General features: G+C 60.6%; 17 protein-coding genes. 11 read left to right on the forward strand and 6 right to left on the reverse strand.

All coding sequences use genetic code 11. The features are described 5' to 3' along the window. Both ACQY7U_RS01775 and dctP read left to right on the forward strand, forming a co-directional pair. Positions 1–535: TRAP transporter large permease subunit (locus ACQY7U_RS01775; RefSeq protein ID WP_428641357.1), on the forward strand; the 535-nt coding region annotated here is incomplete at its 5' end. Between the two features lie 27 nt (positions 536–562). Further along, positions 563–1,621 carry a TRAP transporter substrate-binding protein DctP gene (gene dctP, locus ACQY7U_RS01780; RefSeq protein ID WP_428641359.1) on the forward strand — a complete coding sequence of 353 codons (1,059 nt, stop codon included), beginning with the start codon at positions 563–565 and terminating at the stop codon, positions 1,619–1,621. A gap of 225 nt (positions 1,622–1,846) precedes the next feature. On the opposite strand, the gene ACQY7U_RS01785 is transcribed toward dctP, so the two are convergent. Beyond that, the gene (locus ACQY7U_RS01785; protein ID WP_428641360.1) at positions 1,847–2,329 is read right to left on the reverse strand and encodes a tetratricopeptide repeat protein; all 483 of its coding nucleotides are present in this window, start codon (positions 2,327–2,329) and stop codon (positions 1,847–1,849) included. A gap of 24 nt (positions 2,330–2,353) precedes the next feature. Here ACQY7U_RS01785 and ACQY7U_RS01790 point away from each other — a divergent pair, with 24 nt between their 5' ends. From ACQY7U_RS01790 to metG, 3 genes are all read left to right on the forward strand, one after another. Continuing rightward, positions 2,354–3,649, forward strand: coding sequence for a cytochrome-c peroxidase (locus ACQY7U_RS01790; RefSeq protein WP_428641362.1), 1,296 nt, complete (start codon positions 2,354–2,356; stop codon positions 3,647–3,649). Positions 3,650–3,675: 26 nt separating this feature from the next. Then, positions 3,676–4,671 carry a YeiH family protein gene (locus tag ACQY7U_RS01795; RefSeq protein ID WP_428641364.1) on the forward strand — a complete coding sequence of 332 codons (996 nt, stop codon included), beginning with the start codon at positions 3,676–3,678 and terminating at the stop codon, positions 4,669–4,671. A 182-nt stretch (positions 4,672–4,853) separates the two neighbouring features. After that, complete coding sequence (gene metG, locus ACQY7U_RS01800) at positions 4,854–6,374, forward strand: methionine--tRNA ligase (protein WP_428641366.1); 1,521 nt, start codon at positions 4,854–4,856, stop codon at positions 6,372–6,374. Between the two features lie 345 nt (positions 6,375–6,719). Here metG and dapA read toward each other — a convergent pair whose 3' ends face one another. From dapA to ACQY7U_RS01815, 3 genes are all read right to left on the reverse strand, one after another. Further along, positions 6,720–7,598: a 4-hydroxy-tetrahydrodipicolinate synthase gene (dapA, locus tag ACQY7U_RS01805; RefSeq protein ID WP_428641368.1), complete on the reverse strand. Its 879-nt coding sequence runs from the start codon at positions 7,596–7,598 to the stop codon at positions 6,720–6,722. A gap of 188 nt (positions 7,599–7,786) precedes the next feature. Further along, positions 7,787–8,074 carry a YciI family protein gene (locus ACQY7U_RS01810; RefSeq protein WP_428641370.1) on the reverse strand — a complete coding sequence of 96 codons (288 nt, stop codon included), beginning with the start codon at positions 8,072–8,074 and terminating at the stop codon, positions 7,787–7,789. Positions 8,075–8,120: 46 nt separating this feature from the next. Next, a complete protein-coding gene (locus ACQY7U_RS01815; RefSeq protein WP_428641372.1) occupies positions 8,121–8,705 on the reverse strand; it encodes a TetR/AcrR family transcriptional regulator in 585 nt (194 codons plus the stop codon). A 562-nt stretch (positions 8,706–9,267) separates the two neighbouring features. Here ACQY7U_RS01815 and egtB point away from each other — a divergent pair. The 6 genes from egtB to ACQY7U_RS01845 all read left to right on the forward strand — a co-directional run bounded on the left by egtB (position 9,268) and on the right by ACQY7U_RS01845 (position 16,849). Further along, positions 9,268–10,533, forward strand: coding sequence for an ergothioneine biosynthesis protein EgtB (gene egtB / locus ACQY7U_RS01820; RefSeq protein WP_428641374.1), 1,266 nt, complete (start codon positions 9,268–9,270; stop codon positions 10,531–10,533). Beyond that, positions 10,530–11,477 carry an L-histidine N(alpha)-methyltransferase gene (egtD, locus tag ACQY7U_RS01825; protein WP_428641375.1) on the forward strand — a complete coding sequence of 316 codons (948 nt, stop codon included), beginning with the start codon at positions 10,530–10,532 and terminating at the stop codon, positions 11,475–11,477. Before egtB ends, egtD begins: the two co-directional genes overlap by 4 nt. A gap of 220 nt (positions 11,478–11,697) precedes the next feature. Beyond that, positions 11,698–12,579 carry a MurR/RpiR family transcriptional regulator gene (locus tag ACQY7U_RS01830; protein WP_428641377.1) on the forward strand — a complete coding sequence of 294 codons (882 nt, stop codon included), beginning with the start codon at positions 11,698–11,700 and terminating at the stop codon, positions 12,577–12,579. A 55-nt stretch (positions 12,580–12,634) separates the two neighbouring features. After that, complete coding sequence (locus ACQY7U_RS01835) at positions 12,635–13,603, forward strand: TAXI family TRAP transporter solute-binding subunit (RefSeq protein ID WP_428641379.1); 969 nt, start codon at positions 12,635–12,637, stop codon at positions 13,601–13,603. Between the two features lie 187 nt (positions 13,604–13,790). Next, positions 13,791–16,418 carry a TRAP transporter permease gene (locus ACQY7U_RS01840; RefSeq protein ID WP_428641381.1) on the forward strand — a complete coding sequence of 876 codons (2,628 nt, stop codon included), beginning with the start codon at positions 13,791–13,793 and terminating at the stop codon, positions 16,416–16,418. After that, entirely contained in the window at positions 16,415–16,849 is a 435-nt protein-coding gene (locus tag ACQY7U_RS01845; protein WP_428641383.1) for a universal stress protein, read from the forward strand. Before ACQY7U_RS01840 ends, ACQY7U_RS01845 begins: the two co-directional genes overlap by 4 nt. 127 nt (positions 16,850–16,976) lie before the next feature. On the opposite strand, the gene ACQY7U_RS01850 is transcribed toward ACQY7U_RS01845, so the two are convergent. After that, positions 16,977–17,747 carry a substrate-binding periplasmic protein gene (locus ACQY7U_RS01850; protein WP_428641385.1) on the reverse strand — a complete coding sequence of 257 codons (771 nt, stop codon included), beginning with the start codon at positions 17,745–17,747 and terminating at the stop codon, positions 16,977–16,979. 304 nt (positions 17,748–18,051) lie between these two features. Next, entirely contained in the window at positions 18,052–18,936 is an 885-nt protein-coding gene (locus ACQY7U_RS01855) for a LysR family transcriptional regulator (RefSeq protein ID WP_428641387.1), read from the reverse strand. Positions 18,937–19,005 lie beyond the last annotated feature (69 nt).

Genomic DNA, 19,005 nt, shown 5'->3' on the forward strand with positions numbered 1-19,005 from the left:
CGGTTTCTTCGTTCTGCACTCGATCAAACCGGAGGAAATTCCGGGCGTTCTGAGCCGGGCCGGCATAACGTCTGCCGTTGTCCTGCTGCTGGTCGGCGCCGCCATGGCCTTCAAGACGGTCGTCAGCCTCAGCCACGCGCCGGAAATCATGGCGGAGTTCGTGCTGACGCTGTCCGACAACCCGCTGATCCTGCTGTTCCTGATCAATATGCTGCTTTTCGTGGTCGGCATGTTCCTGGATGCTGGCCCGGCGATCATCATTCTGGGGCCAATCCTCGGGCCGATCTTCGTTTCCATGGGCGTCGATCCCATCCACTTCGCCATCATCATGAGCGTCAACCTGACCATCGGTCTGGCCACGCCGCCGATGGGGCTGGTGCTTTTTGTTGCGGCTTCGGTTTCCCGGGAACGGGTCGAAACCATAGCCAAGGCCATTCTGCCGTTTCTGGCGGTGGAGGTCGCGGTGATCTTCCTGATCACCTACATCCCGGCACTTTCGATGACGATTCCGCGTTGGACCGGATTTGCCAACTGATCCTGAGCTTTGAATGGGAGGAACCACATGCTCAAAACTGCCCTCAAGACACTCACCGTCGCGGCGATGCTCGCCGGCTCGGCGCTCAGCGCCGCAGCCGCGGACTATACGCTGCGGGCCACGGCCAACTCCAACGAAAACGACGAGGATTATGACGGTCTTGTCGTCTTCAAGAACTTCGTGGAATCCGCCTCCAACGGCGCCATCGAGGTCGAACTCTTCATCGGCACGCAGCTTTGCTCCAACGGCGCGGAGTGCCTGCAGGGCGTCGCGGGCGGCGCCATCGACATCTACATCTCCACCTCCGGCGGCGCCTCCGGCATCTTCCCGTATGTGCAGGTTCTCGACCTGCCCTACATGATGAGCGACGACCGGATCGCCGAACATGTTCTGTCCGGCGAATTCACGCGGACAATGCGTCAGATGGCGCTGGAGGACAGTGACAATTCCATCCGCCTGATGACCATCGGCAACACCGGTGGCTGGCGCAACTTCGCCAACACCAAGCGCCGTGTGGCAATGCCGTCCGATCTGGAAGGCCTGAAGATCCGCACCGTTGTCGCCGACCTGCCGCAGGAACTGGTCAAATCCCTCGGCGCATCGCCGACCCCGATCCCCTGGCCGGAGCTGTTCACCTCCTTCCAGACCGGTGTCGTCGAAGGCTCCAAGAACGGCATCACCGACATCATGGGCATGAAGTTTCCCGATGCGGGCCTGCAATACGTCACGCTCGACGGGCATGCCTACATGGGGGCCCTGTGGTGGATGAACAACGAGAAGTTCCTGTCCATGCCGGAAGACCTGCGCCGGGTCGTGGTCGATGGCTTCTATGCCCTTCAGCAGGCGACCTTCGCCTCTCCGAAGCGCAAGTCCATCAAGGCCTATGAGGACTTCGTGGCCGGCGGCGGCGATCTGTATGTCCCGACCCCGGAACAGAAAGCGGCCTTCAAGGAAGCCGCCTCCCCGGTCTACGACTGGTTCAAGGCCAACGTCGGCCGCGGCGAGGAAATCTTCGGCGCGCTGGAAGAAGCCGTTGCGGCGGCGGAGAAAGACGTCAACGCCGACCGGTCTGCCGACCTGAACTGACTTTCGCAGGAAACGAGGGAGCCTGGCCTTGGCCGGGCTCCTGCCAATAAACTCTCATTCGTCATTCCGGACGAAGCGCAGCGAAGATCCGGGACCGGAGAGTCATCAGACTGTATGAATTACACAATTCGATTGAGCTTTCGGCTCCCCGATCCCGGCTCGCGCTTCGCTTGGCCGGGATGACGAAAATTGAGTTGAGTTCCGTTGAGGTTCCGATCCGCTCCCTCAGTTGAACGGATACATCCACACCTTGTAATCACCGACAAGAACATGCGCTTTTTCAATCTCTTCCTTGGTCATTTTCTTGACCACCTCTTCCAGAGAGATCGCGGCGTCGGGATCGCCCCCGATGGCGGAGAGCGTGTACCACATGTAGGCCCTGACAAGGTCCGGCGCGGGCATGCCCCGGCCGACCTCATAATACCAGCCTACACCGGACTGGGCGCCGGGATGGCCTTTCATGGAACTCCTGAGATACCATTCGAAGGCCCGCTGGTCGTCGCGTTCGACGCCAAGTCCCATGGCGTACATGACGCCGATCAATTCCTCAGCATCAGCGTTTCCGGACCGGGCCGCCGGCCACAGTTCCTTCATCGCCTCCTCGTATTTGCCCGCCTCCATCAGATCCCTCGCCGCTTCGATTTCGGCAAGGGCCGGCGTGGTGAAAAGCGTCAGGGCAAGAAGGGCGGCTTTCAACTGGGTCTTCATCGGATCGCGTTGGTCCCTCTGTTCTTGTGTGTTGCCGTACCGGCGTTCGGTACACAGTTACCCGAACCGCTGACGCCTGAAGATTTCATTGCCTTCGACGCCGAGCAGGCCGCACTCGGGCAACTCCTGTTCTACGACAAGATCCTGTCCGGCAACAGGAATATCGCCTGCGCCACCTGCCATCACCCACGGCTGGGCACCGGCGACCGGCTATCGCTCGGCATTGGCGAGGGTGGAGCAGGCCTCGGACCGGAGCGCACGCCCGGTACCGGTGACAGCCGCATTAAGAAACGGATTCCGCGAAACGCGCCAGGCCTTTGGAATTTGGGCGCAAAAGAGCTTCACACTCTTTTTCACGACGGGCGGCTTTCCATCGCGGACACCTTCGAGAACGGCTTCAATTCGCCGGCGGAGGAATGGCTGCCGGACGGCTTCAATTCCCTGCTCGCCGCGCAAGCGGTGTTTCCCGTCACGGCCCAATTCGAGATGGCAGGCAACCCGAAGGAGAACGAGGTTGCCGGAGCCATCCACGACCGGATCGACAATGCCTGGCCGATCCTTGCCAAACGCGTGCGGATCATCCCGGAATACGGCAGGTTGTTCGTCGCGGCCTTCGATCATATCGACAAGCCGGAACAAGTCACGATCGTCGAGATCGCCAATGCGCTCGCCGCGTTTCAGGCAACCGAGTGGCAGAGCTTCGACAGCCCCTTCGACCGGTATCTTGCCGGTGACTCAAGCGCGCTGATCAGCGAACAGAAACGCGGCCTCGACCTCTTCTACGGCAAGGCCGGTTGCGCGAGCTGCCATGCAGGCAAGCTGCTCAGCGACCAGAAGTTCCATGCGCTCGGCCTGCCGCCTTTCGGCCCTGGCCGCACCCGCCGGTTCGACCCGATGGTCCGCGATGTCGGGGTCATGGGCGAATCCGACCGGCTCGAGGACGCCTACCGCTTCCGCACGCCCATGTTGCGCAACGTGGAACTGACCGCGCCATACGGCCACAACGGCGCCTATCCGACACTGGAGGGCATCGTGCGTCATCATCTCGACCCCGACGGCATGCTGAGCCAATGGCGGCCGGAGGCGGCCCGCCTTCCGGAAGCCTCCTGGCTGTCGGCCATCGATTTTGTGGTCTGGAATGACGCTCGTGAGATGGCGCGGCAGGCCCGTTTCAGGGATATTGCTCCTCTCACCCTCTCCGACGGGGAGGTTTCCGATCTGGTGGCTTTTCTGAAAGCCCTGACCGGAACCGTCTCCGTTACCCACCCGCCCTTCGGCATTCCCCTGACGGTTCCGAGCGGGCTGCTGGTCGACAGGTAATCAAGAACAAGGACTTAGAGCGTTTCATGGTGGAACCATTGAAGGACCGGGCCAATCAGCTGTTTCCCGGCATAGCGATTGCCGGGCTCGTGGCGGTGGCCGCCCAGTTCCTGAACGAGCACTACGGCGCGCCCGCCATGCTGATGGCGATCCTTCTCGGCATGCCGCTCAATTTCCTCTCCGAAGAACCGCGCACCAGCGAAGGCATCAGCTTTGCCGCCCGCACGCTGCTGCGCGTCGGCGTTGCCCTGCTCGGTGTGCGCATCAGCGTGGAGATGGTGCAACAACTCGGTCTGCCTTTCCTGGCGCTGGTGATCCTTGGGGTGCTTGCCACCATCGGCTTCTCGCTGCTGATCGGCCGGCTTTTCGGGCGGGACCAGTTGTTTTCGTTCCTCTCCGGTGGCGCGGTCGCGATCTGCGGGGCCTCGGCGGCGATGGCCATCGGCTCGATCCTGCCCAAGCGCGACCATGCCGAGCGCGATCTTGCCTTCACGGTGATCACCGTGACGGTGCTTTCGACCCTTGCCATGATCTTCTATCCGATCCTGACCAGTGCCCTCGGCCTTTCGATGGACGCGACCGGTGTATTCCTGGGCGGAACCATTCACGACGTCGCCCAGGTGGTCGGTGCGGGCTTTTCGATCTCCGAGGATACCGGAGACCTCTCCACTCTGGTCAAGCTGATCCGCGTGACCATGCTGGCGCCCATCGTGCTCGTTGCCGCGCTGATCCTGCGCAAGCACTCGGAACCGGGAGCTGCCCGCCCGCCCATCATGCCCGCCTTCGTGGTGGCCTTTCTGGTGCTTGCGGCTCTCAACTCCTTCGGGCTGATCCCCGACATGCTGAAGGATGCCGCCGGACATATTTCCCGCTGGGCCCTGCTGGCGGCAATCGCTGCCGTCGGCATGAAGACATCCATTCCGAAGCTGCTGGAAGTCGGTGGACCGGCCATCTGGATGGTGGTCACCCAGACGGCATTCCTGGCGCTGTTCGTACTGGGCGGGATCTGGCTGATCGGGTGACGTTCCCGGTCTTGACAGAAAGCCTATATATTCAAGGAGTCCCCGGCCTTTTCCAGAGGCCGGGGCTTTTCTTGAGCCCGTGAGTGTGAAATATAGCTCGCACCTCTCATGGCGGACCGGCGGGCCAGCCGGGATAAGTCAATTTTGACTTGCCACCGCCCAGACATTTCGAAAGCGTTTGGATGAAAAGCTACATCACGACCCCGATCTACTACGTCAACGGTTCTCCGCACATCGGTCACGCTTTTACGTCCGTCATGGCCGACATCCTGAAGCGCAACCGCAAGGCGCTCGGATACGAGCTGATGCTGTCCACCGGTGTCGACGAGCATGGCCAGAAGAACCAGGAAGCGGCAGCCGATCTCGGCATGCCGGTCGAGGAATTCCTGGACATGCGCGGCAAGGAGTTCCGCGATGTCTTCGATCGTTTGGACGTTGCCTACGACTATTTCGTGCGCACCAGCCGCGACGGTCACAAGGAAGCTGTCGCCGGCATGGAGCAGGCGATTTTCGACAAGGACCTGATCGTCAAGAAGAACTACACCGGCACCTACTGCAAGGGCTGCGAGGAGTTCAAGAAGGAGTCTGACCTCACCGAAGAGGGCCAGTGCCCGCTGCATCCGACCATGAAGGTGGAGCAGACGGAGGAAACCAACTACTTCCTGAAGATGGAGCCCTTCCGCGAGCGGCTGCTACAGCACATTGCCGACAATCCGGACTGGGTGCAGCCGGAGGCTTTCAGGAACGAACTCAAGCAGATGCTGGCCGAGCCGCTGGAAGACCTCTGCATCTCCCGGCCGAAAACCCGCGTCACCCTTGGCATCGAACTGCCGTTCGACCAGGACTTCGTCACCTATGTCTGGTTCGATGCACTCGCCAACTACCTGACCAACGTCGACTGGCCGAACCAAGGCTACGAGACCTGGTGGGCCGAGTGCGAACACCTGATCGGCAAGGACATCCTGAAGCCGCACGGCGTCTACTGGCCGATCATGCTGATGGCCGCCGGTCTGCCGCTGCCGAAGAAGCTTTCGGTACACAGCCACTGGGTCGGGGCCGGCGGCGTGAAGATGTCGAAGTCCATCGGCAACGTGGTCGATCCGATCGAGGTGATCGAAAAGCTCGGCGTCGATGCGCTGCGCTGGTACCTCGCCCGGCACATGCGCGCCGACAGCGACAGCCAGATCTCCGTCGACCTGATCACCCAGGCCTACAACAGCGAACTCGGCAACAAGATTGGCAACCTTTTGTCGCGTGCCGCCAAGTTCTCCAAGGCCCGCTTCGACGGCAAGCTGCCGGCGCCGGGTCCGCTTTCCGCCGAAGATGAGGCGATCCGCAAGGCCGTGGTCGAGGCAACGCAGGGCATGGGCGCGTGGATCAACCTTGCCGAGATCCCGGCACGGATGCAGTCGATCATCACGATTGCCGACGAGATGAACAACTATTTCGCCGAGCAGGCCCCGTGGGACCTCATAAAGAACGAGGAAACCAAAGAGCGCTGCCAGACGGTGATTTATGTGACGCTCGACTGCCTGCGCATCGTCATGGAAGCGCTCACCCAGGTGATCCCGGCCTCCGCCGGCAAGGCGCTTGCCATGCTTAACGCGCCGGAAGTCGCCTGCCCCTGGACACCGGAACTTGACAAGCTTCAGGGTGACAGCGAGCTCGGCGAGATCGAAACGCTCTATCCGCGGGTTCAGTAATTCCTCGGAAAACACCAATCAGAAGGCGCCTTTCGGGGCGCCTTTTTTGTACTGCGTTTTTCCGAAGGTTTCGATTAAAGCCTCCCTCGGCGTTGCCCGAACGCGACGCTCGGCTCAAGGCAATGTGCAATCAACCGCGGTGATCCCCGACTTGATCGGGGATCTACTCATTTCCGGAGAAGTCGTGGTTGGCCGAGCGAATACGCTGCGCGCTCAAGGCCCCTTTCACTGACCATACGAAGTTGGAAAGGCCAATAGATCCCCGAACAAGCCGGGATGACTTCAGAGTGGGATGCCCGGCCCTGCCGTCACGACCAGCGGTGACGCGGCCGTCTTGACTTGCCCCTACAGCAGCCCGGCGAATTCCATCGCCCGGTCAACCGCCGCTCTGGTCTCCGCCGTTACCGGGGTCAAGGGCAGGCGAACCTCATCGGAGCACAGCCCCAGTCTTGAAACGGCGTATTTGGTGCAGGCGGCGGCCGGCTCCAGGAACAGGGCCTCATGCAGGGGCAGCAGGCGGTCCTGATACTCCCGGGCCAGTTCCAGGTTGTCCGACAGCGAGGCCTCCTGGAATTCGGCGCACAGGCGCGGCGCGACATTGGCGGTCACCGAGATGCAGCCCGAACCGCCATGGGCGTTGAAGCCGAGCGCGGCGGCGTCCTCGGCACTGAGCTGGATGAAATCCTTGCCGCACAGCGCGCGCTGCTTGCTGACCCGCTCCATGCTGCCCGTCGCGTCCTTGACGCCGACAATCCGGGGCCAGCGCGCCATCTCCGCCATCGTCTCGGGCAGGATGTCGATCACGCAGCGGCCCGGAATGTTGTAGAGGATGATCGGGATGTTGGTGTTGTCGTGCAGGACCTTGTAGTGGCTGAGCAACCCTGCCTGGTTCGGCTTGTTGTAATAGGGGGTGACGATCAGCGCGCCGTCCGCACCCGCGTTTTCGGCAAATTGCAGCATGTCGAGGGACTGCGCGGTGGCGTTCGATCCCGTCCCGGCAATGACCGGGATGCGGCCGGCGGCAAATTCCACCACCCGCCTGATCACTTCCTTGTGCCCGTCCTTGGAGACGGTCGGGCTCTCGCCAGTGGTGCCCACCGCGACAAGGCCGTGACTGCCCTCGTCGATGTGCCATTCGACAAGGCGCTCGAGCGCCTCGAAATCCAGCTTGCCGTCCCTGAAGGGCGTGACGAGTGCCGGAATGGAGCCTCTGAAGTCGGGCATTGCACCTCCCAGGAAGCGCCCTTCATCCCGTCGGGCACGGCGCTTCATCCGTTGACTTTGTCTTTAGGAGAAGCAGTGCCATCAAACGGGTGTGCAAGGCAACCGCCGAGCGTGCCCGGCGAACAGCATTCTGTTTTTCGCAGAGGGCACTGGCGGCGCCGGCATCGACCAGCAACGCTTGAGGGCGGTCACGCCGCCAGAAACCCGAGCCGGTCGTCCAGGCGGGCGGGCGTGATCTCGAGAATGTCAGCCACGACAACGTTCCCGGCGACAAAGGGGTCTTCTGCGACAAAGGCTTCCAGATCCTCGCGCGAGACATTGTGGGCAAGGATGCCGCCGCCCCGGTTCGGTTGCAGACTGCCGACCATCAGGAAGATGCCCCGGTTGAAGCCTTGCTGGATCCAGGCCTTGTGACCCTCCATCAGCTCACCGGCTCGGGCCTTTTGTTCTGAGAATGTCAGTGTGACGACAAACATGCTGGTCTCCGTTTGGTATCTTGTCGACAGGTTTTCCAAGGTCCGTTCAGTTGCCCGCCTGCTGCGCTTCGCGAACAATGCCGGCCAGCCATTCCAGGATGCGGTCAACTTCCCGGTGGACATAGGCTTCGTCCTTGAAGGCCTGGGCGAGCGTCGCGACGCCCTGGCTCCAGGTGAGGACGTGCAGCGCGTTTTCTTCCGATTTACCGCCACAGCCCAGCGCTTCGAACTGACGTATGAGCCAGTCGCGGAACAGGGTCATGATCTCGTTTGCCTTGTCCGTCGAGGCATGGTCGAGCTTGGCCAATTCGGTAGTCAGGGTGCCGACCGGACAGCCGTAGGCCATGATTTTCGCCTGATTGACGATGACGATCCTGATGAAGCATTCGATGCGGCCAGCCGGGCTGGACGACGTCTCGTCCCATTTGGCCAACAGGGTTTCGCGATCGGTGAGGCGCTTGTCGATGACAGCGTCCAGGATCTCGTCCTTGGTCTTGAAATGATAATAGAAGTTTCCGCGTGAAATCTTCACCGCCGCGGCAATGTCCGCGAAGGAGGTTTGAACATAACCGTGGCTGTAAAAGAGATTGTCGGCCGCTTCGACGATCTGCTGCCGCGTTGCCTTTGCCATCCTTGCTCCCTTCCCTGCTTCCACGGCCGGTTGCCTCCAGCCGCGATTAGGACACTCGACCTACACTTAGGACAATTGCCCTAACTTGACAAGAGCACAATGTTGAAGGGAACGACGGCCCCCTCCACCGCGTGAGGACACCACTTTGACCGCAGGCCGGCAATGGACGCATCAGGCGGGACACGCCAGTGTCCTTCCAGGCGCCCTCACATCGATGTGAATAGCAGTTGTCAAAGCTCCTGACACACCCTGTCAGGAGGCTTTCCATACACTGCCTGGCAGCTGCAGGAAGCAGCGCCCACACGAGCGCAAGTCATTTTGTTCATTTAAAACAATGATTTGCAATTTAGATCACCATTCGAAAGATTTTCTGACTTTTCTAAATAATGTTTATTTTCGTCAACATCCCCGTCAACAGTGGTTGCGCGGTGCATTTTTGCGCAGCCCCCTTGCAATTTCCGTCATTGGAAAAGCCGAAACGCCCCTTACCTACACCCCGCCTGGCGGCAAACACAGGACCGGACGGAGGCATGAAAGCCGGTTCGCACGTGGAGGAATCCTTATGACTTACCCGGAAGGGCGAACAAAGCCGTTGACGGCATCGCCTGCCCTGAACCTATTTGACGAGGTCAGGGCCCAAACCCTCGACCTGGCGGCGCCTCTCACCGACGAGGACATGGGGCTGCAATCCATGGAGGATGCCAGCCCGCCCAAGTGGCACCTGGCGCATACGACCTGGTTCTTCGAAGAATTCATCCTGAAACCTTCGCTTCCCGGTTACAGGCCGAAGGACGACAGGTTCGCGGTGCTCTTCAATTCCTATTACGTGCAGGCTGGTCCAAGGCACACGCGCTCCCGGCGCGGCCTGCTCTCCCGTCCCGGCGTTCCGGAGGTCATGGACTACCGTGCCCATATCGAGGACGCCCTGCGCGAGGGCCTTTCCCGTGACGCTTTCACCCTGGAAAGGCACCGCCTGGAAGACCTGATCACGCTCGGGTGCCATCATGAAATGCAGCACCAGGAACTGCTGGTCACCGATCTTCTGCACGCCTTTTCCTACAACCCGTTGCTACCCGCTTATATCGAGCCCAGGCCCGCGCCTGTCAGCGGCGCGGAGGAAACCGGCTGGAGCACCCTTGATGGCGGTCTTGTCGAGATCGGCCATGACGGTAACGGTTTCGCCTATGACTGCGAGGGCCCGCGCCACAAGGTCTGGCTGGAGCCCTACCGTCTTGCGGACAGACCCGTCACCAACGGTGAATGGATCGCCTTCATGGAAGACGGCGGTTACGACACCCAGCCCCTCTGGCTGATGGAAGGCTGGGCGGTCCGGGAGAAGAACAACTGGGATTCACCGCTTTACTGGTGGCGGCAGGACGGCACCTGGTGGACCTATACGCTACAGGGCAAACGTCCGGTGGACCCGGCTGCGCCGGTGGTTCATGTCAGTTACTACGAGGCCGACGCCTTTGCCCGCTGGGCCGGACACCGCCTGCCGACAGAAGCCGAATGGGAAGCGGCGGCGGCGACAAAGCCGATCGAGGGCAACTTCCTGGAAAGCGGCTCCCTGATGCCGCGCCCGGGCAAACCCGGCCTCTGGGGCGATGTCTGGCAGTGGACCAGCAGCGCCTTCTCCCCCTACCCCGGCTTCACGCCGCCCGAAGGTGCCATCGGCGAATACAACGGCAAGTTCATGGTGAACCAGATGGTGCTGCGCGGCGGCTCCTGCGCCACGCCGAAAGCACAGATGCGCCCCTCCTATCGCACTTTCTTTTATCCGCACCAGCGCTGGCAGATGCTGGGCCTCAGACTGGCGGCCGACAAATGACCAAACACGTCCCCCCCGTATCGCCTGACAAAACGTTCAGGACCGAAATCCTCTCCGGTCTCACGGCCGGGCGGAAAACCATCAGCAGCAAGTGGCTCTATGACGATGTCGGCTCGCATCTGTTCGAGGCCATCACCGAGCTTGACGCCTACTATCCGACCCGTACGGAGCTGGCCATCCTGGAACAGAACCGGCGGAAATACGCCCGCCTGCCCGGCACTCGCGGAGCAATGGTCGAGCTTGGCAGCGGCTCCAGCCGCAAGACCGATCTTCTGCTCGGCGCCTTTCCGGACCTGTCCGTCTATATGCCGATCGACATTTCCGCGAACCACCTGAAGACGGCTGCCGAAAAGGTGCGAAGGGCCTATCCTTCGCTCGCGGTCATTCCGGTGGCGGCCGATTTCACCCAGCCCCTCGGCCAGCTTCCCCTCCTGCCGGAACTGCCAGTTGTCGTTTTCTTTCCGGGCTCGACGATCGGCAACTTCGAAAAGGCGGAAGCCGCGCAGCTTCTCGGAAACATCCGGAAGATCATGCCGGAATCGACCATGATCGTCGGGGTCGACCGGCCAAAGGCGGAAGAAGTGCTGATCGAAGCCTATGACGACCCGGCCGGTATCACCGCCGCCTTCAACCAGAACCTCCTGCAACGGATCAATCGTGAACTCGGCGCCGATTTCGACCTGGCGTCTTTCACCCACAGGGCTGTGTGGAATGGGCTGGAGAGCCGCGTGGAAATGCATCTGGAGAGCCTGCGCGACCAGAGCGTGTCCATTGCCGGAACGCGGATCGATTTTGCTGCCGGCGAAACGGTCCACACGGAGAACTCCCACAAATACAGCGAAGAAGCCTTCACCGGCATTGCCAATGAAGGCGGCTGGCGGGTATTGGACCGGGACAGCGACAAGGACGGTCTGTTCTCGGTCTATACGCTTCAGGCTGTATGAGCACTTCAGCCCCTACCCAATCGTCCCGGCCGGGTGCCGGGGCGCCCCTCGGGTTTAGGCAGAATTAACCGGGCTGCGGCAATTCGCGGGACCGGGCGGATATGGCAAGGAGCGGCTTCCGGTCCGCAGGTCCGGCCCTAGGCAGAAGCTACAGGGTTTTGCCAGCGAAACATTTGTTTCAGTGTTTGACATTCAAAAAAACAAATGAAACAGTAACCGGATGGAAACCATTTCGCCATCCCGGAACCAGCCGAGTATCCGCACTGCCATCTCGGCCAATTACGCCGAGTTGAGCGATACGTTGCGCGTCGCCGCGGACTATATTGCCGACAATCAGGTGGAAATCGCGACCCGCAGTTTGCGCTCGGTCGCCTCGGCCAGCGGCGTTTCGCCGGCAAGTTACACCCGGCTTGCCCGTGCGCTGGGGTTTCCGGACTATGAGGCCCTTCGGGAGCAGGCCCGCTCGGAGCTGAGCCGGCGTGGCGAGAACACGTTTCAGGACAAGGCGCGGCGGCTGCGCTCCGATGCCGATCAACCGCTCCTGCCACGGCAGGTCTCGGCCTGTATCGACAACATCAGGGCACTCGTCGACGATATCGATCCGCAGGTGCTGGAGGCCGCCGTCGAATGCCTGGAAAAATCCCGCAAGATCATTCTGATCGGCGCACTCGCCTCGGCGGGGTTCACGGACTATTTCGCATATCTTGCCAAATGGTTCGATGACCGCTGGGTCGTGGCCGGACGCAACGGAGCGACCCTGGGCAGCACACTGGCGGGCGTCTCGTCGGAGGATACGGTCCTCATCATCTCCAAGCACCCCTATGCGCACCGCTCGGTCCGCGCCGCGGAAGTGGCGGCAACAAACGGTGCAAAAGTGGTGGTCCTCACCGACAGCCACGCCTTTCCAGGGTTGCAATTCGCGGACTTTCACTTCATCCAGCGCACTGAAAGTCCTCACTTTTTTTCGTCTTACGCGGCCACGCTCGTGCTCATTGAAACCATTACGGGCATGCTGGTCGCGCGAGCCGGAGCCGAGGCGGAAGCCCGGATCCAGGAGGTCGACAGGCACAATCGCCTGCTCGACGAGTTTGAAAACGTCTAGGGCGGCATGGCCGCACTGGAAGCAGAGAAATTCAACAAGAGGGAAGCCTAGTCAAATGTTGATGAAACTGAACCTTGCAGGCGCCGTTCTGGCGACCAGCATCGCCTTCACCGGCGCCGCATCCGCCGAGCAATTCATCACCATCGGCACCGGTGGTGTGACTGGCGTCTATTATCCGACCGGCGGCGCGATCTGCCGGCTGGTCAACAAGGGCCGCAAGGAGCACGGCATTCGCTGCTCGGTGGAATCCACCGGCGGCTCCGTCTACAACATCAACACGGTTCGTGAAGGCGAGCTGGAGTTCGGTGTTGCCCAGTCCGACTGGCAGTATCACGCCTACAACGGCACCTCCAAGTTCGAGGAAAAGGGTCCGTTCGAAGAACTTCGCGCCGTGTTCTCGGTGCATCCGGAGCCGTTCACCGTCGTCGCCCGCGCCGACAGCGGCATCAAGAACTTCGAAGACCTGAAGGGCAAGCGCGTCAATATCGGCAACCCGGGTTCCGGCCAGCGCGGCACCATGGAAGTGCTGATGGAAGCCATGGGCTGGACAGCAGACGATTTCGCCCAGGCAACCGAGCTGAAGGCGGCCGAGCAGTCCGCAGCCCTCTGCGACAACCAGATCGACGCCATGGTCTACACCGTCGGCCACCCGTCAGGCTCGATCCAGGAAGCAACGACTGCCTGCGACTCCGTTCTGGTGAACGTCGAAGGCCCGGTCGTCGACAAGCTGGTCGGTGACAACAGCTACTACCGCACGGCCACCATTCCGGGCGGCATGTATCGCGGCAACGATCAGGACGCCAAGACCTTCGGTGTCGGCGCGACCTTCATCACCTCCGCGAACGTCGACGACGATACCGTCTACACGCTCGTCAAGTCGGTGTTCGAAGACTTCGACAACTTCAAGAAACTGCATCCGGCATTTGCAAACCTGAAGCCGGAGGAAATGGTTTCCGACGGTCTGTCCGCTCCGTTGCATCCGGGCGCGGCAAAATACTACAAGGAAAAAGGCTGGATTAAGTAAGGCCTTTTCTACGTCACGGGCCCGGATCATATCCGGGCCCGTTTCAAAGCGCAGGCCCGGATGTTTTCATGGGCCGGACAAGCGCTCTTGCAAGGATTGACGATCGTCCGAACGGCCAGTGCCGTCCGGACCGGTTTTTGGAGAGAACCGGCACTGCGCATCAGCCGGTTGACCCGGGGGGATATTCATGTCGGAACAGAACCAGGCAAACTTGAAGACGTCCGGTCAGGGCCTGTCCGAAGAAGAGCTTCAGGAAATTGTCGCCGCGTCCGATTCCGGTTCGCGGAACCCGGCCGGCCCGGTGGGCATGCTGCTGGCGGGCGTTGCCCTTCTGTGGTCGACCTTCCAGGTTCTTCTGGCGTCTCCCATTGTCTATAATGTCCTGCCGGCCGACGTGATCAACAACAGCCGCCAGCTTCATCTCGCCTTCGCCATGTTCCTGGCCTTCATGGCCTACCCGGCCCTGAAAAGCAGCCCGCGCCATCATGTTCCGATCCAGGACTGGTTCCTTGCCCTGTACGGCACCTTCATCGCTCTATATGGCTATTTCTTCTACCAGAAGATCGTCGACAATGGCGGCCTGGCCGACGATGTCGACATGTGGTTCGCCCTGTCAGGCGTCATTGTCCTGTTCGAGGCGGCGCGCCGTACCCTCGGCCCCGCCATGGCTGGAGTGGCCACGGTCTTCCTGCTCTATGTCTTCTTCGGTTCTTCCGAATGGGTCCCGGAAGTGATCCGCTGGAAGGGGGCCTCGCTGAAAAAAGCGATGAGCCACATGTGGATCACCTCCGAAGGCGTGTTCGGCATCGCCCTTGGCGTCTCGACCAAGTTCGTGTTCCTGTTCGTGCTCTTCGGTGCCCTGCTGGACAAGGCGGGCGCGGGCAACTACTTCATCAAGATGGCCTTCGGCGCACTCGGTCACCTGAAGGGGGGCCCGGCCAAGGCCGCCGTTGTCGGCTCGGCCGCGACCGGCCTGATCTCCGGTTCCTCCATCGCAAACGTGGTGACCACCGGCACCTTCACGATTCCGCTGATGAAACGGGTCGGCTTCACCTCCGAACAGGCCGGCTCCGTCGAGGTGGCCTCTTCGGTCAACGGTCAGATCATGCCGCCGGTGATGGGGGCCGCCGCCTTCCTGATGGTGGAATACGTCGGCATCTCCTATGTGGACGTGATCACCCACGCCGCCCTGCCCGCGGTCATCTCCTACATCGCGCTTGTCTATATCGTGCATCTGGAAGCCGTTAAGCGGAATATGCCCACCATAGGGCACAAGACGGTGTCAACCCTGCGCACCATCATCGGAATGATGGCTTTCTTTGCCGGGTTTGCGGCGCTGTGCTACGGCATCAAATATCCGGTCGGCTGGATCGCCGCCGCCGTGCCGGACGGCGCAGGCTGGATCCTCGCGGTTCTCGTTTTCGTCGCCTATCTCGTCCTTCTGAAACTGGCAGCCAGTGTTGAAGACCTGCATCCGGACGACCCCAACGCCCAGGACATCAAGCTTCCCGACATCGGAGAAATCTACAAGGCCGGCCTCTACTACCTGCTGCCGATCGTCGTGCTGGTTTATTTCCTGATGATCGAGCAGAAATCCCCGGGCCTCTCCGCCTTCTGGGCGACGGCCCTGCTCTTCGTGATCCTGCTGACACAACGCCCGATCAAGGCTCTGTTCCGGGGAGAGAGCGAACGCGCCGAAGCCTTCAAGGAAGGCATCAACGATCTGGCCCACGGCATGATCGACGGCGCCCGCAACATGATCGGCATCGGCCTTGCCACGGCGACCGCCGGCGTGATCGTCGGCACGGTGACGCTGACCGGCATTGGCCAGGTAATGGCGGATCTCGTCGAATTTATCTCCGGCGGGAATCTGATCCTGATGCTTGTATTCGTCGGCATGTTGTCCCTCATTCTCGGAATGGGGCTGCCGACAACGGCCAACTACATCGTCGTTTCCTCGCTGATGGCCGGGGTCGTGGTCGAACTCGGTGCCCAGTCCGGCCTGATTGTGCCGCTGATCGCCGTGCATCTTTTCGTCTTCTATTTCGGCATCATGGCGGATGTGACGCCACCGGTGGGACTGGCCTCCTTCGCCGCCGCCGCGGTCTCGGGCGGGGACGCGATCAAGACCGGGTTCACGGCCTTCTTCTATTCGCTCAGAACGGTCGCGCTGCCATTCGTGTTCATCTTCAACACGGATCTTCTGCTGATCGACGTGACCTGGTACCAGGGCGTGACCGTCTTCGTCGTCGCGACAATCGCGATATTGGTCTTCACGGCCGGCACGATGGGCCATTTCATCACCAAGAGCCGGATCTACGAAAGCATCGCGCTCATTCTGGCCTCTTTCGTGCTGTTCCGGCCGGACTTCTTCATGGACAGGATCCAGCCGCCCTATGAAGCCGTCCAGCCCGCCCAGCTCGTGCAGGCGATCGGGAACGCACCGTCTGGTGAAGAAGTCCGGATCATTGTCAACGGGCCCGACTTCGACACCGGACAGAGCGTTGACAAGACAATCGTTCTGACGACCGGAACGGAAGATGGCGGCGAGGCACGCCTGGCAGCACTGGGCCTCACCGTTCTGAACGAAGACGGCGCAGTGAAGCTGGAAGAGCCCTTCGCCGGCACACCGTACTTCGAGACCCTCGGCAATTACGACTTCTACGCCGATCAGCCGGTCGTCGTTCAGTCCGCCCGGATCAAGATCGCGCAGCTTCCCAAGGAGCTCGTGTTCATTCCAGGCTTTGTCCTGGTGTTTCTGGTTTACCTGCTGCAACGTAGCCGTGCGGGCCGCAAGGAAGGAGTGCCGGCATGACCGTAAAATCCGTTCTATGTGCCATCGACCTGTCGCATGAGAGCGACAAGGAGGTCCTGAAAACAGCCGACAAGCTTGCGCGTCTCGATGATGCCCAGCTTGATGTCATTACCGTGGTGCCGAATTTCGGCATGACGCTGGTGGGGTCCTACTTCGACGAGAACTTTCAGGGAGAGATGGTTTCCAAGACCCGGGAAGCCCTGACCAAAATGGTCTGCGATGTGCTGGGCGAAGACCGGAACAAGAGCGTCCGGCATATCGTTTCCACCGGATCCATCTATGAGGAAATTCTGGAGGTCGCCGCACAGGCCGGGACCGACCTGATCGTGATCGGCGCGCACAAGCCGGCACTGAAGGAATTCCTGCTCGGGCCGAATGCGGCACGGGTCGTGCGTCACTCCAACTGCTCGGTCTATGTGGTGCGGTCGTAGGAAACGATGTTTCCACCGGCTGATTTGGCAACCGGTCAAGCCGATGGCGGAAATTGCCCCCCACTCGGCAGAAGATCATCCCCGGTACCGGGCGTGCGCCTGGTACCAAGCCCATCGGTGAATTCTATCAATCGCGGTTGGTATAAGATCCGCTTCCGTCCTCGGGCGCGCTCCAATCGGCCAGTCCGTATCGGTCCATGATTTCGGCGCACCGGCCGGCCGCCTTGAACTTCGTCATTGCCTTGTCAAAGAAGGCCGTCATTTCCCGCACTTCCGGCGCCAGACCGGGCAAGGGCGAAAACGCCATGTAGATCTTCGCGTCCGAGACACAACCTGCGGAACGAATGTCTTCCTCCACGCCCATTGCCCGCATCGCGTGAAGGGTCGTGTTGTAGGTGAACAAGAAACTGTTTATCCGCCCTGCATAGAGCATGTTCACGCTGTCTTCGATGTATTCATCGCTATAGGGCTGCCTGAAAAACAGATCCCCCCTGTCGTTGATAAACTGGTTCAGCTCTTCAACAGAAGTATCCGATGCCACGCCAGTCAGATGGCCTTCCAGAGAAGCGGTACCGTCAAATTTCCAGTGACTGTCCTTGAGCACAAAGAAACACATCCTTTGACGGCCGACTTCCTGTTCGGGGAACACAAGGTCGGGCGCCTCTGCTTTTGCGGGTGACAACAACGCATGGGCCTTTCCCGCCCTGACATACTGAATGGCACGCGACCACGGGTAGATTTCGATCTCCAGCCTGTAGGGTCCGGCCTCGAAAATTTCCCTCACAATGTCGATAATATAGCCCTCGTCGTCCTGTTGAGGGCAAATCTGGGGACACCAGTCGATGGCAGCGATGCGAATGGTCCTGGGCTCAGCGACCACCTTCGTACTGAAACACATGAGGATCAGACCAATTATTGTCGCTCTTCGGCCAATGCTTCTCACGGTTTCGGCAACTCATCTCGTCATTCGACCATCGTCCATTCAACACAACGGGACTTTCTGTTGAAAATCAATCAATCAGCATGCAGCCAGAAGGTTTTCAACCAATTCCTGATCGTAAAAATTGAGCCACAAAAACAGCACAACCAGACAACTTCTCCGAACCTGCCTGCCGTCCAGCAGAAGCCGGCAATTCTCTTCTCCGAAACACTTTGAAAGAGCATCTGCCGGCATTGGACAGGTCAGGAAGCGCGGTTCCTGTCTATTTTCTGGTAAGGACCGATTTCAACCGCTCGGCCTCGCCGCCAAGCGGCCGCATGTCCGGCCAGGCGATGTAGTAGCCCTTGCCGGTCGACAGTGTTGCGCTGTCGAGCGGTACGAGCCGGCCGCTGTCGATCTCGTCCCCAAGCAGCGGCAGGGCACCGAGTGCAAGTCCCTGCCCTTTCAAGGCCCGGCCAATGGACTGGTTGTAGGTCGTGCAGAGCTGTGCCGGATAGGACAGAAATTCGGTTCGCCCGGTTTTCTGTATCCACCCCGGCCAATCGATCCAGTTGGGGGCCAGCCGGGGATAGTTAAGCAGCGGCGGTTTGCCGTCCGCCTCGCCCGCCTGCACGGCGGAAATGACGTCACGGGTCCCGACCGGTACCAACACCTCCAGAAACAGGAGCTGCGTCGACCAGCCGGGAAGACGTCCGTCACCGTGCAGAATGACGAGATCATGCTCCGGACGCAAAAGGTCACCGAGATCGTCTGCAGTTGCCAAGTTTAACAGGCAAGCGTCCTCCGACAAGGCGAAATCCTTCAGTTTCGGCTGCAACCAGAATGCCCCGAGAGCCGTGACACAGGCAATCCGGACCGTGGGCCGCTCCGGCATCTTGAGCGTGCGCAGGGCCTGATCCAGGTAATCCAGCGTCATACCTGCCTTTTCCGCCAGATAGGAACCCGCTTCTGTCGGCACCAGCCGCCTCCCCGCCCGTTCGAACAGGTCCACGCCCAACCAGGTCTCGAGCTGCCGGATACGTTTGGACACGGCAGCCTGTGTCACGAACAGCTCGTCGGCCGCCTCGGTGAAATTCTGATGCCGCATGGCGGCCTCGAAAAAAACCAGCGTGTCGAGCGGCGGCAGGGATTTGCGATAGCTTTGCATTCCCTCAGGTTATCCTTAGCTTCGACTTTTTCCAGCCTTTTTGTTGGATCAGCAGATGTCATTATTCCT

This window comes from Roseibium sp. (assembly GCF_050301095.1).
Classification (GTDB): Bacteria; Pseudomonadota; Alphaproteobacteria; order Rhizobiales; family Stappiaceae; genus Roseibium.

Excerpts from the sequence above, each read along its gene's own strand:
- egtD (WP_428641375.1), top strand. The coding sequence starts at position 10,530 with ATGACCAAACACGTCCCCCCCGTATCGCCTGACAAAACGTTCAGGACC.
- metG (WP_428641366.1), top strand. The coding sequence starts at position 4,854 with ATGAAAAGCTACATCACGACCCCGATCTACTACGTCAACGGTTCTCCG.
- ACQY7U_RS01785 (WP_428641360.1), bottom strand. The coding sequence starts at position 2,329 with ATGAAGACCCAGTTGAAAGCCGCCCTTCTTGCCCTGACGCTTTTCACC.
- ACQY7U_RS01855 (WP_428641387.1), bottom strand. The coding sequence starts at position 18,936 with ATGCAAAGCTATCGCAAATCCCTGCCGCCGCTCGACACGCTGGTTTTT.
- dapA (WP_428641368.1), bottom strand. The coding sequence starts at position 7,598 with ATGCCCGACTTCAGAGGCTCCATTCCGGCACTCGTCACGCCCTTCAGG.
- ACQY7U_RS01795 (WP_428641364.1), top strand. The coding sequence starts at position 3,676 with ATGGTGGAACCATTGAAGGACCGGGCCAATCAGCTGTTTCCCGGCATA.
- ACQY7U_RS01835 (WP_428641379.1), top strand. The coding sequence starts at position 12,635 with ATGTTGATGAAACTGAACCTTGCAGGCGCCGTTCTGGCGACCAGCATC.
- ACQY7U_RS01810 (WP_428641370.1), bottom strand. The coding sequence starts at position 8,074 with ATGTTTGTCGTCACACTGACATTCTCAGAACAAAAGGCCCGAGCCGGT.
- egtB (WP_428641374.1), top strand. The coding sequence starts at position 9,268 with ATGACTTACCCGGAAGGGCGAACAAAGCCGTTGACGGCATCGCCTGCC.
- ACQY7U_RS01845 (WP_428641383.1), top strand. The coding sequence starts at position 16,415 with ATGACCGTAAAATCCGTTCTATGTGCCATCGACCTGTCGCATGAGAGC.
- dctP (WP_428641359.1), top strand. The coding sequence starts at position 563 with ATGCTCAAAACTGCCCTCAAGACACTCACCGTCGCGGCGATGCTCGCC.
- ACQY7U_RS01815 (WP_428641372.1), bottom strand. The coding sequence starts at position 8,705 with ATGGCAAAGGCAACGCGGCAGCAGATCGTCGAAGCGGCCGACAATCTC.
- ACQY7U_RS01850 (WP_428641385.1), bottom strand. The coding sequence starts at position 17,747 with ATGTGTTTCAGTACGAAGGTGGTCGCTGAGCCCAGGACCATTCGCATC.
- ACQY7U_RS01840 (WP_428641381.1), top strand. The coding sequence starts at position 13,791 with ATGTCGGAACAGAACCAGGCAAACTTGAAGACGTCCGGTCAGGGCCTG.
- ACQY7U_RS01830 (WP_428641377.1), top strand. The coding sequence starts at position 11,698 with ATGGAAACCATTTCGCCATCCCGGAACCAGCCGAGTATCCGCACTGCC.